General features: G+C 62.2%; 12 protein-coding genes and 1 pseudogene. 9 read left to right on the plus strand and 4 right to left on the minus strand.

The window, feature by feature from the left end; genetic code table 11:
• Positions 1-144: 144 nt before the first annotated feature.
• The 5 genes from ACVWYQ_RS24870 to ACVWYQ_RS24890 all read left to right on the plus strand — a co-directional run bounded on the left by ACVWYQ_RS24870 (position 145) and on the right by ACVWYQ_RS24890 (position 6,633).
• Positions 145-1,011 carry a BKACE family enzyme gene (locus tag ACVWYQ_RS24870; RefSeq protein ID WP_404545280.1) on the plus strand — a complete coding sequence of 289 codons (867 nt, stop codon included), beginning with the start codon at positions 145-147 and terminating at the stop codon, positions 1,009-1,011.
• Between the two features lie 121 nt (positions 1,012-1,132).
• Positions 1,133-2,749: an acyl-CoA carboxylase subunit beta gene (locus tag ACVWYQ_RS24875; protein WP_404545283.1), complete on the plus strand. Its 1,617-nt coding sequence runs from the start codon at positions 1,133-1,135 to the stop codon at positions 2,747-2,749.
• The gene (locus ACVWYQ_RS24880) at positions 2,746-4,722 is read left to right on the plus strand and encodes an acetyl-CoA carboxylase biotin carboxylase subunit (protein WP_404545285.1); all 1,977 of its coding nucleotides are present in this window, start codon (positions 2,746-2,748) and stop codon (positions 4,720-4,722) included. Before ACVWYQ_RS24875 ends, ACVWYQ_RS24880 begins: the two co-directional genes overlap by 4 nt.
• Positions 4,723-4,966: 244 nt before the next feature.
• Complete coding sequence (locus ACVWYQ_RS24885; RefSeq protein ID WP_456726479.1) at positions 4,967-5,770, plus strand: hypothetical protein; 804 nt, start codon at positions 4,967-4,969, stop codon at positions 5,768-5,770.
• Positions 5,771-5,877: 107 nt separating this feature from the next.
• Positions 5,878-6,633 carry a ThuA domain-containing protein gene (locus ACVWYQ_RS24890; RefSeq protein ID WP_456726480.1) on the plus strand — a complete coding sequence of 252 codons (756 nt, stop codon included), beginning with the start codon at positions 5,878-5,880 and terminating at the stop codon, positions 6,631-6,633.
• Between the two features lie 370 nt (positions 6,634-7,003).
• Here the strand turns inward: ACVWYQ_RS24890 and ACVWYQ_RS24895 are convergent, their stop codons facing one another.
• Both ACVWYQ_RS24895 and ACVWYQ_RS24900 read right to left on the minus strand, forming a co-directional pair.
• Complete coding sequence (locus tag ACVWYQ_RS24895; protein WP_456726481.1) at positions 7,004-7,399, minus strand: hypothetical protein; 396 nt, start codon at positions 7,397-7,399, stop codon at positions 7,004-7,006.
• Between the two features lie 165 nt (positions 7,400-7,564).
• Positions 7,565-7,753 (minus strand): hypothetical protein, encoded by a 189-nt coding sequence (locus tag ACVWYQ_RS24900; protein ID WP_456726482.1) that lies wholly within the window; start codon positions 7,751-7,753, stop codon positions 7,565-7,567.
• Between the two features lie 399 nt (positions 7,754-8,152).
• Here ACVWYQ_RS24900 and ACVWYQ_RS24905 point away from each other — a divergent pair.
• Positions 8,153-9,503: pseudogene (locus ACVWYQ_RS24905) on the plus strand (transposase).
• A gap of 137 nt (positions 9,504-9,640) precedes the next feature.
• Here the strand turns inward: ACVWYQ_RS24905 and hisN are convergent.
• The gene (hisN, locus tag ACVWYQ_RS24910; protein ID WP_271541815.1) at positions 9,641-10,417 is read right to left on the minus strand and encodes a histidinol-phosphatase; all 777 of its coding nucleotides are present in this window, start codon (positions 10,415-10,417) and stop codon (positions 9,641-9,643) included.
• Positions 10,418-11,044: 627 nt separating this feature from the next.
• Here hisN and ACVWYQ_RS24915 point away from each other — a divergent pair.
• The 3 genes from ACVWYQ_RS24915 (at position 11,045) to ACVWYQ_RS24925 (ending at position 13,997) form a co-directional block, all read left to right on the plus strand.
• Positions 11,045-12,394: an APC family permease gene (locus tag ACVWYQ_RS24915; protein WP_456727205.1), complete on the plus strand. Its 1,350-nt coding sequence runs from the start codon at positions 11,045-11,047 to the stop codon at positions 12,392-12,394.
• A gap of 293 nt (positions 12,395-12,687) precedes the next feature.
• Complete coding sequence (locus ACVWYQ_RS24920; protein ID WP_456726483.1) at positions 12,688-13,038, plus strand: hypothetical protein; 351 nt, start codon at positions 12,688-12,690, stop codon at positions 13,036-13,038.
• Between the two features lie 536 nt (positions 13,039-13,574).
• The gene (locus ACVWYQ_RS24925) at positions 13,575-13,997 is read left to right on the plus strand and encodes a nuclear transport factor 2 family protein (RefSeq protein ID WP_271541821.1); all 423 of its coding nucleotides are present in this window, start codon (positions 13,575-13,577) and stop codon (positions 13,995-13,997) included.
• Between the two features lie 151 nt (positions 13,998-14,148).
• Here the strand turns inward: ACVWYQ_RS24925 and ACVWYQ_RS24930 are convergent, their stop codons facing one another.
• Positions 14,149-15,120 carry a LysR family transcriptional regulator gene (locus tag ACVWYQ_RS24930; RefSeq protein ID WP_404654594.1) on the minus strand — a complete coding sequence of 324 codons (972 nt, stop codon included), beginning with the start codon at positions 15,118-15,120 and terminating at the stop codon, positions 14,149-14,151.
• Between the last annotated feature and the right edge of the window lie 74 nt (positions 15,121-15,194).

The following is a 15,194-nucleotide window of genomic DNA, read 5'->3' on the forward strand; positions in this document are numbered from 1 at the left end:
CCGACAGTGGTGGGCACGGCGCAAGGGCGCCTTTGTCCACCCTACGAAAGCTCGTCTCTTCCCAGCTTCTCCGCGCAAGAAGCCGCATGTCGCGCGTCACATGATCGCAAGCGTTGAATTCTCAACCTGCGAGACATCGAACGCATGAGCGACAAGGCCGTCATCACCTGCGCGCTGAACGGCGTGCTCACCGACCCCAGGCAGCACAACGTGCCCGTGACGCCCGAGCAGATGGCGCGCGAGGCCAAGGCTGCGTTCCAGGCCGGCGCGTCCATCATGCACATCCATCTGCGGCAGCAGGCGCCGGGCAAGGGACATCTGCCGTCCTGGGAGGTCGCGGTCAGCAAGGAGATCCAGCAGGCGATCCGCGAAGCCTGCCCGGGCGTGATCATAAACCACACCTCCGGCGTGTCGGGGCCGAACTATTCCGGCGCGCTCGACTGCATCCGCGAGACCAGGCCCGAGATCGCCGCCTGCAACGCCGGCTCGCTGAACTACCTGAAGGTGAAGGCTGACAACAGCTGGGCCTGGCCGCCGATGATGTTCGACAATTCGGTCGAGAAGGTGAAGGACTATCTCGACGTCATGAACGCGGTCGGCACCATCCCGGAGTTCGAATGCTTCGACGTCGGCATCGTCCGCTGCGTCGGCATGTACCACCAGGTCGGCATGTACAAGGGCCCGCTCGAATACAATTTCGTCATGGGCGTCGCCTCCGGCATGCCCGCAGATCCCGAACTGCTGCCGATCCTCTTGAAGCTGAAGCGCCCCGAAGCGCATTGGCAGGTCACCGCCATCGGCCGCGAGGAGATCTGGCCGCTGCACCAGCGCTGCGCCGAGCTCGGCGGCCATCTGCGCACCGGGCTCGAGGACACCTTCTATCTCGCCGACGGCAAGAAGGTGACGTCGAACGGCCAGCTGATCGAGGCCGTCGCCGCCTGCGCCAGGCGCGCCGGGCGCGAGATCGCAAGCCCCGCCGAGGCGCGGAAGATCTTTGGGACGAACAGGTAGTCACACACTCCGTCATTCCGGGATGGCCCGAAGGGCCAGGCCCGGAATCCATACTCCCGATCGTGGTTATGGATTCCGGGCTCGCGCTGCGCGCGCCCCGGAATGACGGGCAGGAGCACTAATGTCCACCATCGAAAACACCATCTCCCCCGGCAGCGCCGCCTACCAGGCCAACCGCGACGGCATGCTCGGCCTGATCGACCGCATGCGCGCGCTCGAAGAACGCACGCGCGCCGCATCGGCCGCGGCCAAGGACCGCTTCCACAAGCGCGGCCAATTGCTGCCGCGCGAGCGCGTCGCGCTGGTGCTCGATCCCGGCGCGCCCTTCATCGAGCTGTCGACGCTCGCGGGCTACATGTTCGACGTGCCTGATACGAGCAAGAGCGTCCCGGGCGGCGGCGTCATCGCCGGCATCGGCTTCGTCTCGGGCATCCGCTGCATGGTCAGCGCCAGCGATTCCGGCATCGACGCCGGTGCGTTGCAGCCTTACGGCCTCGACAAGACCTTGCGGGTGCAGGAGCTCGCGCTGGAGAACAAGCTGCCTTATGTGCAGCTGGTCGAAAGCGCCGGCGCCAATCTGCTGCGCTACCGCGTCGAGGATTTTGTTCGCGGCGGCAACATCTTTCGCAACCTGGCGCGGCTCTCGGCGGCGGGACTGCCGGTCGTCACCGTCACGCACGGTTCCTCCACCGCCGGCGGCGCCTATCAGACTGGGCTCTCCGACTACATCGTCATGGTCCGCGGCCGCACCCGCGCGTTCCTCGCGGGCCCCCCGCTGCTGAAAGCCGCGACCGGTGAGATCGCGACCGAGGAAGAACTCGGCGGCGCCGAGATGCACACGCAAGTGTCCGGCCTCGGCGATTACCTCGCCGAAGACGATCGCGACGCGTTGCGCATCGCGCGCGAGATCATGGCGGCGCTGCAATGGGAGCGGCCGGGCAAAGCCTCAGTGCAGTTCAAGCCGCCGCGCTACGACCAGGACGAACTGCTCGGCATCATGCCGATGGATCACAAGCGCCCGGTCGACATGAAGCAGGTGATCGCGCGCATTGTCGACGATTCCGATTTCACCGAGATGGCACCGAGTTACGGCCCGGCCACCGTCTGCGGCCATGCCCGCATCGAGGGACAGGCCATCGGCATCATCACCAATAACGGCCCGCTCGATCCGGCCGGGGCCAACAAGGCGACGCATTTCATCCAGGCCTGCTGCCAGACCCGCACGCCGATCCTCTATCTCAACAACACCACCGGCTACATGGTCGGCAAGGCCTATGAGGAAGCCGGCATGATCAAGCACGGCTCCAAGATGATCCAGGCGGTGACGTCGGCGACGGTGCCGCAGATCACCATCTATTGCGGCGCCTCGTTCGGGGCCGGCAATTACGGCATGTGCGGCCGCGGCTTCCATCCGCGCTTCTGCTTCTCCTGGCCGAACGCCAAGACCGCCGTGATGGGCGGCGAGCAGGCGGCCGAGACCATGGCGATCGTGACCGAGGCCGCCGCAGCTCGCCGCGGCAAGCCGATCGAGAAGGACAGGCTGGACGCCATGAAGGCTGAGATCATCGGTGTGTTCGACGGCCAGATGGACGTGTTCTCGACCAGCGCCCGCGTGCTCGACGACGGCGTGATCGATCCGCGCGACACCCGCGCGGTGCTGTCGGAGGTGCTCGCGATCTGCCGCGAGGGCGATGCACGCACGCCCCAGCGCATGCAGTTTTCGGTGGCCCGCCCATGAGGAACGGATCAGTGCAGCACCGGCCGTTCTTCAAGGTTTTGGTGGCCAACCGCGGCGAGATCGCGCTGCGCGTGATGCGCAGCGCACGAAAACTCGGCCTCGGCGTCGTCGCGGTCTATTCCGATGCGGATCGCGATGCGCTCCATGTGCGCGAGGCCGACCAGGCCGTGCGCATCGGTGAAGCCTTGCCGGCGCAGTCCTATCTCAACATTCCCGCGATCATCGAAGCGGCGAGGGCCAGCGGCGCGGATGCCGTTCACCCCGGCTATGGCTTCCTCGCTGAGAACGAGGCGTTTGCGCGCGCCTGCAAGGATGCCAGCCTCGTCTTCATCGGCCCGTCGCCGCAGGCGATCGAGGCGATGGGCAACAAGGCCGGCGCCAAGGAGATCATGAAGAAGGCCGGCGTGCCCATCGTGCCCGGCTATCAGGGCACTGAGCAGGGCGACGAGGTCATGCTCGCCGAAGCCGGGAAGATCGGCTTCCCCGTGATGATCAAGGCGGTCGCCGGCGGCGGTGGCCGCGGCATGCGGCTCGTCACCGACGCGGCGTCCTTCACCGATGCGCTGCGCAGCGCGCGCTCGGAAGCGAAGGCCGCGTTCGGCGATGCCACCGTCATCCTCGAGCGGGCGATCCAGAATCCGCGGCATATCGAGATCCAGGTGTTTGGCGACAGCCACGGCAATGCCATCCATCTCGGCGAGCGCGACTGCTCGGTGCAGCGGCGGCACCAGAAGCTGATCGAGGAGGCGCCGTCGCCGGCGGTCACGCCGGAGCTGCGCGCGAAGATGGGCGAGGTCGCGGCGTCAGCGGTCAAGGCGCTGCGCTATGAGGGCGCCGGCACGCTGGAATTCCTGCTCGATCCAAGCGGCGCGTTCTACTTCATGGAGATGAACACGCGGCTGCAGGTCGAGCATCCCGTCACAGAGGCGATCACCGGGCTCGATCTCGTCGAGCTCCAATTGCGCATCGCGCGCGGCGAGCCGCTGCAGATCAAGCAGCAGGACATCAAGTACTCCGGCCACGCCATCGAGGTGCGGCTCTGCTCGGAAGATGCCGCGCGGGATTTCATGCCGCAGTCGGGTCGCATGGCACGCTGGCAGGTGCCTGAAAGCATCCGCGTCGAGCACGCGTTGCAAACGGGCTCGGAGATTCCGCCGTTCTACGATTCCATGATCGCCAAGGTGATCAGCCACGGCGCCAATCGCGAGGAGGCGAGGGGACGGCTCATCGTTGGCCTCGAGCAGCTCACCGCGTTCGGCGTGACGACCAATCAGGCGTTCCTGTTGTCGTGCCTGCGTCATCCCGGCTTTGCCAAGGGTGAGGCGACGACGGCTTTCATCGGCGCCCATCGCGACGAGCTGTTGGCGCCGCGGGCGGATGCCGCGTTCGATACCGCGCTGGCGGGCCTGCTGCTCTACGTCACCAATCCGCGCGCGCCATCGTGGCAGGGCGGACGGAGCCTTGCCGTCACCTTTCCGCTGCCGGCGAAAATCGACATCGGCGGCGATGCGCACGAGCTCGACATTACGCGCGAACGCGACGGCAGCTACACGGTCGCCGCCGAAGGACGCCAGGAAAAGTTCGAGATCGACCAACTCGATCCCGAGGCCATTCGCTTCCGGCACGCCGGCGTGATGGACAGCGCAAAATTCCTGCGGGATGGCGAACGGCTGTACGTCCAGCACCGCGGCATCCCGCTCGCGGTCACCGACCTCACCCTCGCCGCACCGCAGGCGGCCGCAAGCAATGGCGGCGACGGCAAGGTTCGCGCCGCCATGAACGGCCGCGTGGTCGCCGTCCTCGTCAAGCCCGGCGACCGCGTCACCGCCGGCCAGCCGGTGCTGACGCTGGAAGCGATGAAGATGGAGCATGTCCACAAGGCCGGCATCGACGGCGTGGTTAGCGCGATCGACGTCGCCGAAGGCGATCAGGTCACGACGGGCCGCATCGTCGCGGAGATCGGGGCGGGTTAGCGCCACAAACGCGGTCTCGTAGGGTGGCAAAGGCGTGCAGGGCCGTGCCTAGGAATGTCGATCGCAAGCGGGATCGTGGGCACGCTTCGCTTTGCCCACCCTACGGCTGTGGCAGCCGCTCACGTTCCGAAAATGAAGTAATTTAAATATCTTGATTGTCGCGTAAACCTCACGGCCTTTCTCATTGAACATAGTTCATTTTCAAGCTAACAATATTGAACGATGTTCACTTCTGGAGATGTTCATGCTGCGCGCGCGCGACCAAGCTCAACCGGCCAATGCACTGGTCCCGCCAGTCATTCGCCGACTCTCGTACGCCCCACTCCAAACCGGCGAGAAATATCTTATCGGTGCCCTCCTCGTCCTGACGCTCACCGCGCTTCTGGCGCCCGCATTGCCCGCCGCTGCCTGGCACATCCCGCATTTCGTCGACGACCGCGCCTGGCTCGGCGTGCCCAACGCCGGCGATGTGCTGAGCAATCTCGCCTTTCTCGCGATGGGCGTGTGGGGGGCGGAGCGGCTGCGCGCCCGCTATGATGCGCCGGTGGGTGCGAGCTGGTTCTTCGTGGGGTTGATCCTCACTTGCCTCGGCTCGGGCTTCTATCATCTCGACCCCGATGCGCCGCAACGGCTCGTCGCCGATCGTCTCGGCATGGCGGTGGCGTTCGCAGGCTTTCTGGGCATCGCGGCCAGCGAGCGGATCAGCACGCGCGCAGGCGAGGCGGTGCTGGTGCTGACGATGATCGCGGGCCTGTTAGCCGCCTGGGTGGCACGCGAGAATCTCACGCCATGGGTGGTCGTGCAGTTCGGCGGCATGGCGCTGGCCGTGGGCCTGGCGTTCACACGCCCGCGGCCCGGCGCACTTGGCGTGCCGCTCGGCGGCGTGATCGTCTTCTATGTGCTGGCCAAGCTGTTCGAACTCGGCGACGTGACCGTGTTCGAAGCGACGGGGCATATCGTCTCCGGCCATACGCTCAAGCATCTGGCTGCGGCACTGGCGGCGTGGCCGGTGATCCGGGCGCTGGGATCTAGGCCGGGTACTCATTGAGCGGCTGGCCGCCGCTTGATGTCCCCTGCGTAGGGCGGCGCCGCAGGGCGCGCGGCGCGCCGATATGTGCTAAGCTTCTCTGGCCGGTTGAGCATCGGGAGAGGATTGTGACGCGACGCGAGTTCATCGCGCTCGTCAGCAGCGCGGCGGCAGTCCGACCGCTCGGCGCGCGTGCAGAGCGCCCGCCAGAACGTGTCCTCTATTTCACATACTCGGCCGGCTATCGCCACGACGTCATACCACTTTCCGAAGCAATCCTGACGCAGCTTGGAAGGAATTCCGGTGCCTTTGAGGTCATCGCAACCGAAGACTTGTCTGAATTTTCGACCGGAAACCTCGAGCGGTACGCCGCTGTGATGTTCTACACAAGCGGTGAAATTCCGATGAGCGGCGCCCAAAAGATGGCACTTCTCAACTTTGTGCGTTCGGGCCGTGGCTTTCTCGGCGTTCACTCGGCCACGGACACATTCTACACTTGGCCAGACTATCTCGATCTGATCGGCGGCTACTTCAACGGTCATCCCTGGCATCAGGGTGTGACCATCGAGGTTGCTGATGTTGCAGATCCACTGGTGGCGTTTCTGGGGAATTCGTTGCAGTTGAACGATGAAATCTACCAGATCAGCGACTTCGACTATCGCCGATCACGCGTGCTCCTGCGCCTCGATCAAAGTTCGGTGGACCTCAATAAGGCCGGTGTGCATCGACGCTTCTATGGTTGGCCGCTCGCCTGGAAACGATTTTACGGCCAGGGGCGAGTATTCTATTCGGCGCTTGGCCACGAGGCGTCGGTCTGGCAGGACCCGCGCTGCCAGAAAATCCTGACTAACGCTATCCTCTGGTCTACGAGACGGTCGGCCTAGTGCAACCGGATTGCTATGCCGCTTATGCCTTTCCTACAGCCAAATATTGTGACGGCTATCGATAATGCCGCTTGCCTTATCGAGACTGGCTGTCGCCCGGCATCTCGGATTGTCGGAAGTATCCGACGCTGCAAAGAACTGAAAGACAAGAGCATAGAGGCGTTGCGGTACCAGCATCATCCGGGCCTGTGCGAGCATTGCCGGGCCGCGCGGCCTTGTCGGTGATTGCCGTGTTCCCATGGGATGAGGCGGCAGCAATCGAGAAAGCGAAGAAGCCACCGTTGCGGGGGGATTGGTCCGGTTGGCTAGCGGTCGCCGAGAATCCGCGCACAACAGCGAAACAGTTGGCAATCAGTTCTTACAAGGCCGATCAATCGTCTACGCCAAAGTCCGTTAATTTCCAGCCGGATTCATCCTTGGCGAACGAGTAGATGATCGAGTCGCAAAAGGCAGAGTAAGTAACCACCCCCTTAGGGGATGTGTCCTTGACAGGCTTCTGCTTGGCAAGACACGCCCGGTGCGCAGGTCTGAAAGCACCCTTCCAGATCACAGGAAACTCCGCCGCTCGCCGCAGATCCTGGTAGAGGACAGGATATTTAATCATGTCCGATACGGCCTTCTGGTCGCTCTTGCCGACTGCAGCTTTGAACTGCGTCCAGAACGTTGCGAAACCGTCATCGCTCCCTGCCGCAAGCCCCGGTCCCGCTGATGTCAGGAAACCAGCTACAAACAGCGTCCCGCCGATGACCGGTCCCATCCAATTCATTCTAATCTCTCCAGCGTCCACGATCGGCACTTGAGACCAGCCGGGCACCAAGACCTCGCGACATCTGTCGCAGGAGAGAACTTGTAGGTTCACAAGGAGAGGCCGCCTGCCCGGAGTCATTGCGGAAGCGTTCTTAGGAGGCCGCGACGGGCTTGCTGCCTGCATTCACCCTCGTTGTTTCTCTTCGGCGCTTTTTCCATCGGAGCTTTTAGAACGCTCTTCGAAACGATCAGCGCCCTTGGCCAGATCATGCCCTATCTTGCTCTCGTTTCTCGCTTCGTCTTCGGAAGCCGCTTCGTGCAAACCTTCAGCGGCCTGTTCCCCCGCTTTTGATGATTTTGGTTCGTGAGCCATTTGTGAAACCCTCCTGATAAAGGGGCTTTCCAGGAAACTTGCTGGTCTAGCCAGCTTGACGAACCACTTTCCAATCAGATCGCCTGGGCATTGTTCCAAGTCCCATTGAGGCTCTTGGTCGCCGCGTAAACGCCTAGCAGTACAGGCTAACACCAGCGGGAAAGAACCTATGGTGTGTGAGCTCCGAAGCGTAAGCGCTTCCAATTCGAGCCGGAATGTCCGCTTGGGGTCATGAGCTCTCTTCGGAGCGACGGTTGCCTGCTTCCGGTCTACTCCAATGAGGCGACCAACCGGGACGCGCCGAGACTTCGCCTTCGGGCCGATTTTGTTGAAAAACGCGGCAGTTGCGACTCAAGGATAGCAGTGATTCAGTCTGTCTAATTGGCAGGACTGAAGATCATGATGGGGCATCAGCAAGTCGAGCAGGCTGCGTTGTTCTATGAGTTCTCGCTCGAGAAGCATATTCCCTCCGACCATCTTTTGAGATCGGTCGACAGGTTCGTCGACCTGCAAGAGATCAGGCGGGAGCTGGCACCTTTCTACAGTAGCATCGGCCGACCTTCGATCGATCCCGAGCTGATGATCCGGATGCTCCTGATCGGCTACTGCTTCGGCATCCGGTCGGAGCGGCGCCTGTGCGATGAGGTTCACCTCAATTTGGCCTACCGGTGGTTCTGCCGGCTCGGTCTGGATGGGGCGGTGCCCTCATTCGACCTTCTCCAAGAACAGGCATGGCCGCTTCCGGCAGAGCGACCTCTTCCGTCGCGTGTTCGAGAGCGTGCTGCGCCGCTGCATCGAGGAACGACTGGTCGGCGGTGAGGGATTTGCGGTTGATGCGAGCCTAATCAAGGCCGATGCCAATCGGCAGAAGGGCATCGAAGGCGATAAGGGACTTCCGCCGGAGGCTGCCGGCCGAGCAATCGATGAGTATCTGGCTGTCCTCGATGATGCCGCGTTCGGAGCGGCGACCGAGGTTACCCCGAAGTTCGTATCGCCCTCCGACCCGGCGGCGCGCTGGACGGGGGCGCACGGTGGCCAAGCGTTTTTCGCTTATTCGACGAACTACCTGGTCGACGTCGAGAACGCGATCATCGTCGATGTTGAGGCAACGACGGCGATCCGGCAGGCGGAGGTATTGGCCGCCAAGCGCATGATTGAACGATCGCTGGAGCGGTTTGATCTCTATCCGAGCCGGCTACTCGGTGACAGCGGCTATGGCTCGGCCGAGATGCTCGCTTGGCTGGTCTATGAGCACGGCATCGAACCGCACGTTACAGTCTTCGATAAGTCCGCCCGCACAGACGGTATCTTCTCGCGCGACGACTTCACCTATGACCATGCTGGCGACATCTATCGTTGCCCTGGTGGCAAAGTTCTTACCACCACCGGAACGTTGGTGAATGATGGTGCCACCATGCTTTACCTCGCCAGCAAGCGCGATTGTGATCGATGCGCATTGAAGGCTCGGTGTTGCCCCAAGCAGGCATCACGGAGGGTGCCGCGCTCCATCTACGAAGGCGCTCGCGACATGGCGCGCCAGATCGCCAAATCGTGGGAGGGAGGCACCTCGCGCCGGCTTCGCAAGAAAATCGAGATGTTGTTCGCCCACCTCAAGCGCATCCTCAAGCTCGACCGTTTGCGTTTACGAGGCCCGAACGGCGCGCGCGATGAGTTCATCCTCGCGGCCACCGCCCAGAACCTTCGAAAGATGGCCAAGCTCATCCCGATGCCCATCGCGAGGCTCGCATAGGGTCGATGGAGCAGTTCGGTCACGTCGCGACGGAGCTATTACAACAAAATACTGCCGGCCTTTTTCAACGGAATCGGCCAGAAGCGGAAATCTGTCGCTGCGGCAGAGATGTCCATCAACCCCGCAGGCTAACTCCGTTAATTGAGGAGGTGAAGGGCCGCTGCATGAAGACCGGCAGTTGCTGAAGCTAAGACCGGACCACCCTCCTCAGCCCTTCCCCCATCGATGCGCGTCACCACTCCGCCCGCCTTTTCGATGATGGGGATCAACGCGACGATATCGTAGGATTGGAGCGAAGGTTCGACTGCGAGGTCAATGCGACCAGCAGCGACCATCGCAGTGGCGTAGCATTCGCCGCCGTAGCGAGTCATCCGGACTGAGGCGGCAAGGCGATCGAAGGCCTGCTTGAGCTCACCATCATAGCGATCAGGCGAGTTCGTATGCAGGATGGCCCGCGACAGCGTGCCGACGTCTCGCGTGGACAGTCGCTCGCGCTTGCCTGCATATTCGTACCAGGCTCCATCGGCGGTGGCCCAGAAACGCTCACGCGTGAAGGGCTGGCTCATCATTCCCTGTTCGGCTCGACCATTGACGGTGAGCCCGATCAGTGTGCCCCAGACGGGAAGGCCGCAGATGAAGGGACGCGTCCCATCCACGGGGTCTAAGACCCAGCGGCAGGAACCGCTTCCGGTTAGACCGAGTTCTTCGCCCAGAATGGCATGGTCGGGATATTCGGCCTCGATCGCAGCTCGAATAGCAATCTCGGCCTGCCGGTCAGCGTCGGTCACCGGGTCGAAGTAGCCCTCTCCAGTTTTGGAATCGATGGCAAGGGCGGTGCGAAAGCGTGGCAAGGTTTCGCGATCGGCGATATCTGCCAGTCGATGGAGGAAATCGGCGCTCGGTAGTCTCGGCATCAAACACTCCAATTGTGCACGCTCACTGCCGTTGTATCCGGATGGCTGGCGAACTACATCCTAAACTTGCATAATGTCCGGTGGTGATCTTGAAGGTCGCCCTCGAGACCTCGCCAGGCGCTATAAGTCGCTCGACCTGATCCGGTCGCCTCCTGGCGACGTATTGAATACCGAGGCGGTGGGCTGCACTCATCAACGGAAAGACTCGCGCAAGCACAACGAGCAGGTCCAGCCCTCCGTTGGAGGGCATGCGAACGGACAGCGGCGTAGCAGGGGTAGTGTTCGCACCATCACTGGAGGCTGAATACCAGGCTGATTTTGTCCCGGGACGTCACTCGCCAAAAGAACAAGCCTGCATTCGGTTCCATTTCGCACCCGCACCCACTTTCCACATCGCAGATCGATCATCCCCACAATAAGTCTTGGCCGTGCGGCGTGAAAGCCAATACGCTGTGTGGTGGCAATGACGCCAGACGCACTCGTGGGTCGCAACAGCGGGTATCAGCATTGCGGACAAGAGTGCGTGCGTGAGATCCGTTGAGAGGCTGCGCGATGACCGATCTTTCCTTGAAAGCCGCGACACCTGCTCCACCCGACACCGATGCCGAGCCGAGCCTGCGCCGGGTCATGGGCCCGTGGCTCCTCTTGCTTTTCATCGTCGGCGACATTCTCGGCACCGGCATCTATGCGCTCACCGGCCAGGTCGCCAACCAGGTGGGCGGCGTCGTCTGGCTGCCGTTCCTCGTCGCCTTCGTCGTGGCGCTGATCACTGCGCTGAGCTATCTCGAACTCGTCACCAAGTATCCGAAGGCCGCAGGCGCCGCGCTCTACACCCACAAGGCGTTCGGCATCCATTTTATCACGTTCATCGTTGCGTTTGCGGTGATGTGCTCGGGGATTACCTCCGCTTCCACTGCCTCTCGCGCTTTCTCTGCAAACATGTCGAACGCGTTTGGCCTGGGCCTGTCGGGGTTCGGCATTACCATGACTGGGCTCGTCTTCATGGCGGTTGTTGCCGCGGTCAACTTTCGCGGCGTTGGCGAAAGCGTCAAGGCGAACGTTGTTCTGACCTGCGTCGAGCTAACGGGCCTCTTGATCATCATCATCATCGGCCTTTGGGCGATCGGCCTCGGCCAGGGTGACGTCTCGCGCGTCACGCAGTTCAAGGCAGGCGATGCCGGCATGTTCTGGCCGGTGATCGCTGCGACCACGCTCGCGTTCTTTGCCATGGTCGGCTTCGAGGATTCCGTCAACATGGCGGAGGAATGCAAGGATCCGACACGGCATTTTCCAATCGTGCTGCTTGCCGGACTGCTCATCACCGGCGCAATCTACGTGCTGGTCTCGATCTCGGCGATTACGCTGGTTCCGCCGGAGAAGCTCGGCGAAGGCGAGACGCCGCTGTTGCAAGTGGTGAGGGCCGGCGCGCCGAACTTTCCGCTCTGGATCTTCGGCTTCATCACCATGTTTGCGGTGGCCAACTCCGCGCTGATCAACATGCTGATGGCGAGCCGGCTCGTCTACGGCATGAGCCGCGAGCATGTGCTGCCGCCGGTGCTTGGCAAGGTGCATGCGAGCCGGCGTACGCCCTACATCGCGATCGGCTTCACCACGCTGCTGGCATTCGCACTGATCACCTTTGTCGGCGAAGTGCCGGCGCTCGGCGGAACGACCGCGCTGCTTCTGCTCTGCGTGTTTACGGTGGTCAATATCGCGGTGCTGGTGCTGCGCAAGGACAACGTCGCACACGACCATTTTCGTACGCCGACGATCCTGCCGGTGCTGGGGGCAATCTCCTGCGCATTCCTGGCCGGGCCATGGACCGGACGGGCGATGGTCCAGTACCAGGTCGCGGGGGTCTTGATCGCCATCGGTGTCGTGCTCTGGGTGATCACGACGCTCGTCAACCGCGCCCAAGGCGTCTGGCCCGAGCAGCCAGACATGGAGACGATCGGCGGACGGGGACCTGTGAACTAGCTGCAGCTCGGGTGGTGCGATGCTGCCCGACGCGGCGAGGTCGGCTATGGGTCATTCGCGTCGATTTCGCCGCGTCACCACCACGTCCGGTCTAGCCCCGGCTGCTGACGTGCACGGCGCCATCGCGATCTTCGCCTTCGGGCCAAAAGCGGAAATAAGGGAGGACATGTGCGCCTGACCAGAGGCCATTCGGCTCGCAACCAGCGGGTTCGATTGATCTACATCAACCTCCTGTGCAGAGAGAGCCGCAATCTGGCAAGCGGGGCTTGAAGAATTCAACGAAAGGTTCCCTCATGCTCCGCTATATTCTCGCTCCCCTTGCCGCTTTCGTTTTGCTCGTGGTCTGCTTGATCCCCGATGATGCCGAGGCTCGGCGCGGCGGAGGTGCCTATCGGGGTGGCGGCGGTTACCGCGGCGGTGCGGTCGCAGTTCGAGGACCGCGGGGCGGCGGCGCTGTTGCGGTGCGCGGCGCTGGCTACCGGGGCTACGGCTATCAGGGCGGCTATCGCGGTTACGGCTATCGGGGCTACGGTGTCGGAGCGGCAGCGGTAGGCGCGGCTGCGGTAGGCGCGGCTGCGGTTGGCGCTGCTGCGTACCGCCGCAGTTGCTACGATGCGTACGGAAACTATATTTGCGCCTATTAATCCGTGGCGCCGCGCGATAGCCCGGCTGGCCCTCTGCGCACAAGCGCGGGCGGTGACCGTCCGACGATGGTGACCCCCGCAAGCGTCAGTGGTCTATCCTTCTTCGCTCACGATGAGGGCAAGCGTCTCAAGCTGGTTTCCCAGCGCCGTCCAGCTATGCGAAATATTGGTCAACACGGCAGCTCGGCGGGCCGAATTGGCTGGATCGGCTGCGAGGATTTTGTAGTTCGCCGCATATGTTCTGCATTGGTCAATGGTTGGCACTAGGACCCTTCCGGCGGGGTAGAACTCACCCGTGTTAGGGGCAACATTACCGGCCTTCTGCAAGTTCCTGCCTGGTATCAGTTAGGGCAGGTGAATTCCTGCTGGGGCCGCGCGACGGCCTGTGTAAACGTGTTCCAAAATCATTCTATCGCTCTAAATTACACAGGTCATGTACTAACCTGCTTTTCCGAACGGGGGGCGGAAAGGCTGCACTAGGCTTGGAGTTCTTTTCGGCCGTTCGCTAAGGTTTGCCCATAGCTCGGGAGGATGCTGTGACTGCTTTGAGCGAACAACGCGTCCGTGAGATTTACGAGCATTTCGCCCATGGTCGTTTAAGGGACCTTGAGGATGCTTTAGACGAGCAGATCGATTTTCTGAGCCATGCTCCGCCTGATCTTTTCCCGTACCTCGGAAGGCGGCGCGGCCGGGCCGATGTTCTGCGAGCATTCGCTGAAGTGCATGAAAAGCTGGAAGTTCTGTCGTTTTGGCCTATGACCATTGTGGTCAATGATGACCGCGCGGCTCTCTCGGTTATTATTAAGGTGAAGGATCGCGCCACGGCACGGTCTGCCCACTACCTTGCAGCACACTTTCTTCGGTTTCGCAAAAACCGCATCATCGACTTTTGCGCCATCATCGACTCCCTCGACGCAGCGCGCCAATTGGCTGGGCAGGAGCCTACCGTTCAAAGATAGCTAATGGAGTCACGGGAGGTCCGCTTTGGGTCATTCGCGTCGGTTTGCCGGTGCGGCAATGACTTCCGGTCTAGCCGGACAAGCGGACGTGGTCAGATCGGGCCCGCAGGTCTCGAACGGGCCAACAGCAGACTCAGTCCAATCAAGCGTACTAGCGACTGGATTGTGAAGTTATCGCCTTCCCGACTTTGCGGATGTGCTCCACGAAAAGGCCGACGGCCGGGCTCAAGGTGCGATTCTTCAAGGTAAAGATCGCTACGGGCCGCGCTGTCGCCTGTGGGCCGAGATCGATCGGTAAGGTCTTCACGACCAAACGTTTCACGTTGAGGACGGGGACCGCGGAGGCGGCGACGATGCTCAGGTACTTGCCGGTCATTAGCAACATGTCGCGCAGTTGGAACGAATAGGTCAGCACGCTCGCCTGCGGAACGCTCAGGCCGCAATTGCGGAAAGCTTCCTCGATGAAGATGCCCGGCATTTCGTTCGGCGGATACAAAATCCACTTCTCGTCCATGAGGTCCGCGAGTTCGAGCGTCCGACGCCGCGCCCACCTGCTTGCCGTTCCGGCAACGACAACGAGCGGGTCGTGATACAGAATCTCGGCGTCCAAATCCTCCTCGGCGAATGCCGGCCCGATACGGCCGAGCATCAGGTCGACGTTCCGGTCGCGCAACTCACGGATATCCAGGGCCAGGGGGTTGGTCTGGATCACGTGCAACTTGATGCCGGGATACTGATCGCCAAGCTGTTCCACGACGGCCGGAAGCAGGGTCGCCGCCAAGGTTTCGGGGCATCCCACCCGGACCTCGCCAACGCGCGGATCAGACATGAACTCGATTTCGCCGACCCCCTGCCGCAGCTCATCGAATACGCTAAGGCCGCGTTGCACAAAGGCGCTGCCATAGGCAGTGGGTTCGATGCCCTGAGGACCGCGATCCAATAGTCGCACGCCGAGCGCATGCTCCAGATCGGCAATGGACTTCGAAACCGCGGGCTGCGTGATGGACAACTGCTGCGCCGCCTTGGCCATGCTGCCGCGCTGCACGACGGTCAGCAGTACGTGCAGGTCGCGCAGACGGATGCGGCGACCGATCCGAGTGTCCCAATGCTCACGCGAAGGCATAACTTTTTCCTCATTTAGATAGTCCCAATTCGCGTATTCCCTTTATAGCGCGCCCCCATATCCTCCGCAGCAGA

Source organism: Bradyrhizobium sp. USDA 3397 (assembly GCF_054060965.1).

Excerpts from the sequence above, each read along its gene's own strand:
- ACVWYQ_RS24870 (WP_404545280.1), top strand. The coding sequence starts at position 145 with ATGAGCGACAAGGCCGTCATCACCTGCGCGCTGAACGGCGTGCTCACC.
- ACVWYQ_RS24875 (WP_404545283.1), top strand. The coding sequence starts at position 1,133 with ATGTCCACCATCGAAAACACCATCTCCCCCGGCAGCGCCGCCTACCAG.
- ACVWYQ_RS24880 (WP_404545285.1), top strand. The coding sequence starts at position 2,746 with ATGAGGAACGGATCAGTGCAGCACCGGCCGTTCTTCAAGGTTTTGGTG.
- ACVWYQ_RS24885 (WP_456726479.1), top strand. The coding sequence starts at position 4,967 with ATGCTGCGCGCGCGCGACCAAGCTCAACCGGCCAATGCACTGGTCCCG.
- ACVWYQ_RS24895 (WP_456726481.1), bottom strand. The coding sequence starts at position 7,399 with ATGAATTGGATGGGACCGGTCATCGGCGGGACGCTGTTTGTAGCTGGT.
- ACVWYQ_RS24900 (WP_456726482.1), bottom strand. The coding sequence starts at position 7,753 with ATGGCTCACGAACCAAAATCATCAAAAGCGGGGGAACAGGCCGCTGAA.
- hisN (WP_271541815.1), bottom strand. The coding sequence starts at position 10,417 with ATGCCGAGACTACCGAGCGCCGATTTCCTCCATCGACTGGCAGATATC.
- ACVWYQ_RS24915 (WP_456727205.1), top strand. The coding sequence starts at position 11,045 with ATGGGCCCGTGGCTCCTCTTGCTTTTCATCGTCGGCGACATTCTCGGC.
- ACVWYQ_RS24920 (WP_456726483.1), top strand. The coding sequence starts at position 12,688 with ATGCTCCGCTATATTCTCGCTCCCCTTGCCGCTTTCGTTTTGCTCGTG.
- ACVWYQ_RS24930 (WP_404654594.1), bottom strand. The coding sequence starts at position 15,120 with ATGCCTTCGCGTGAGCATTGGGACACTCGGATCGGTCGCCGCATCCGT.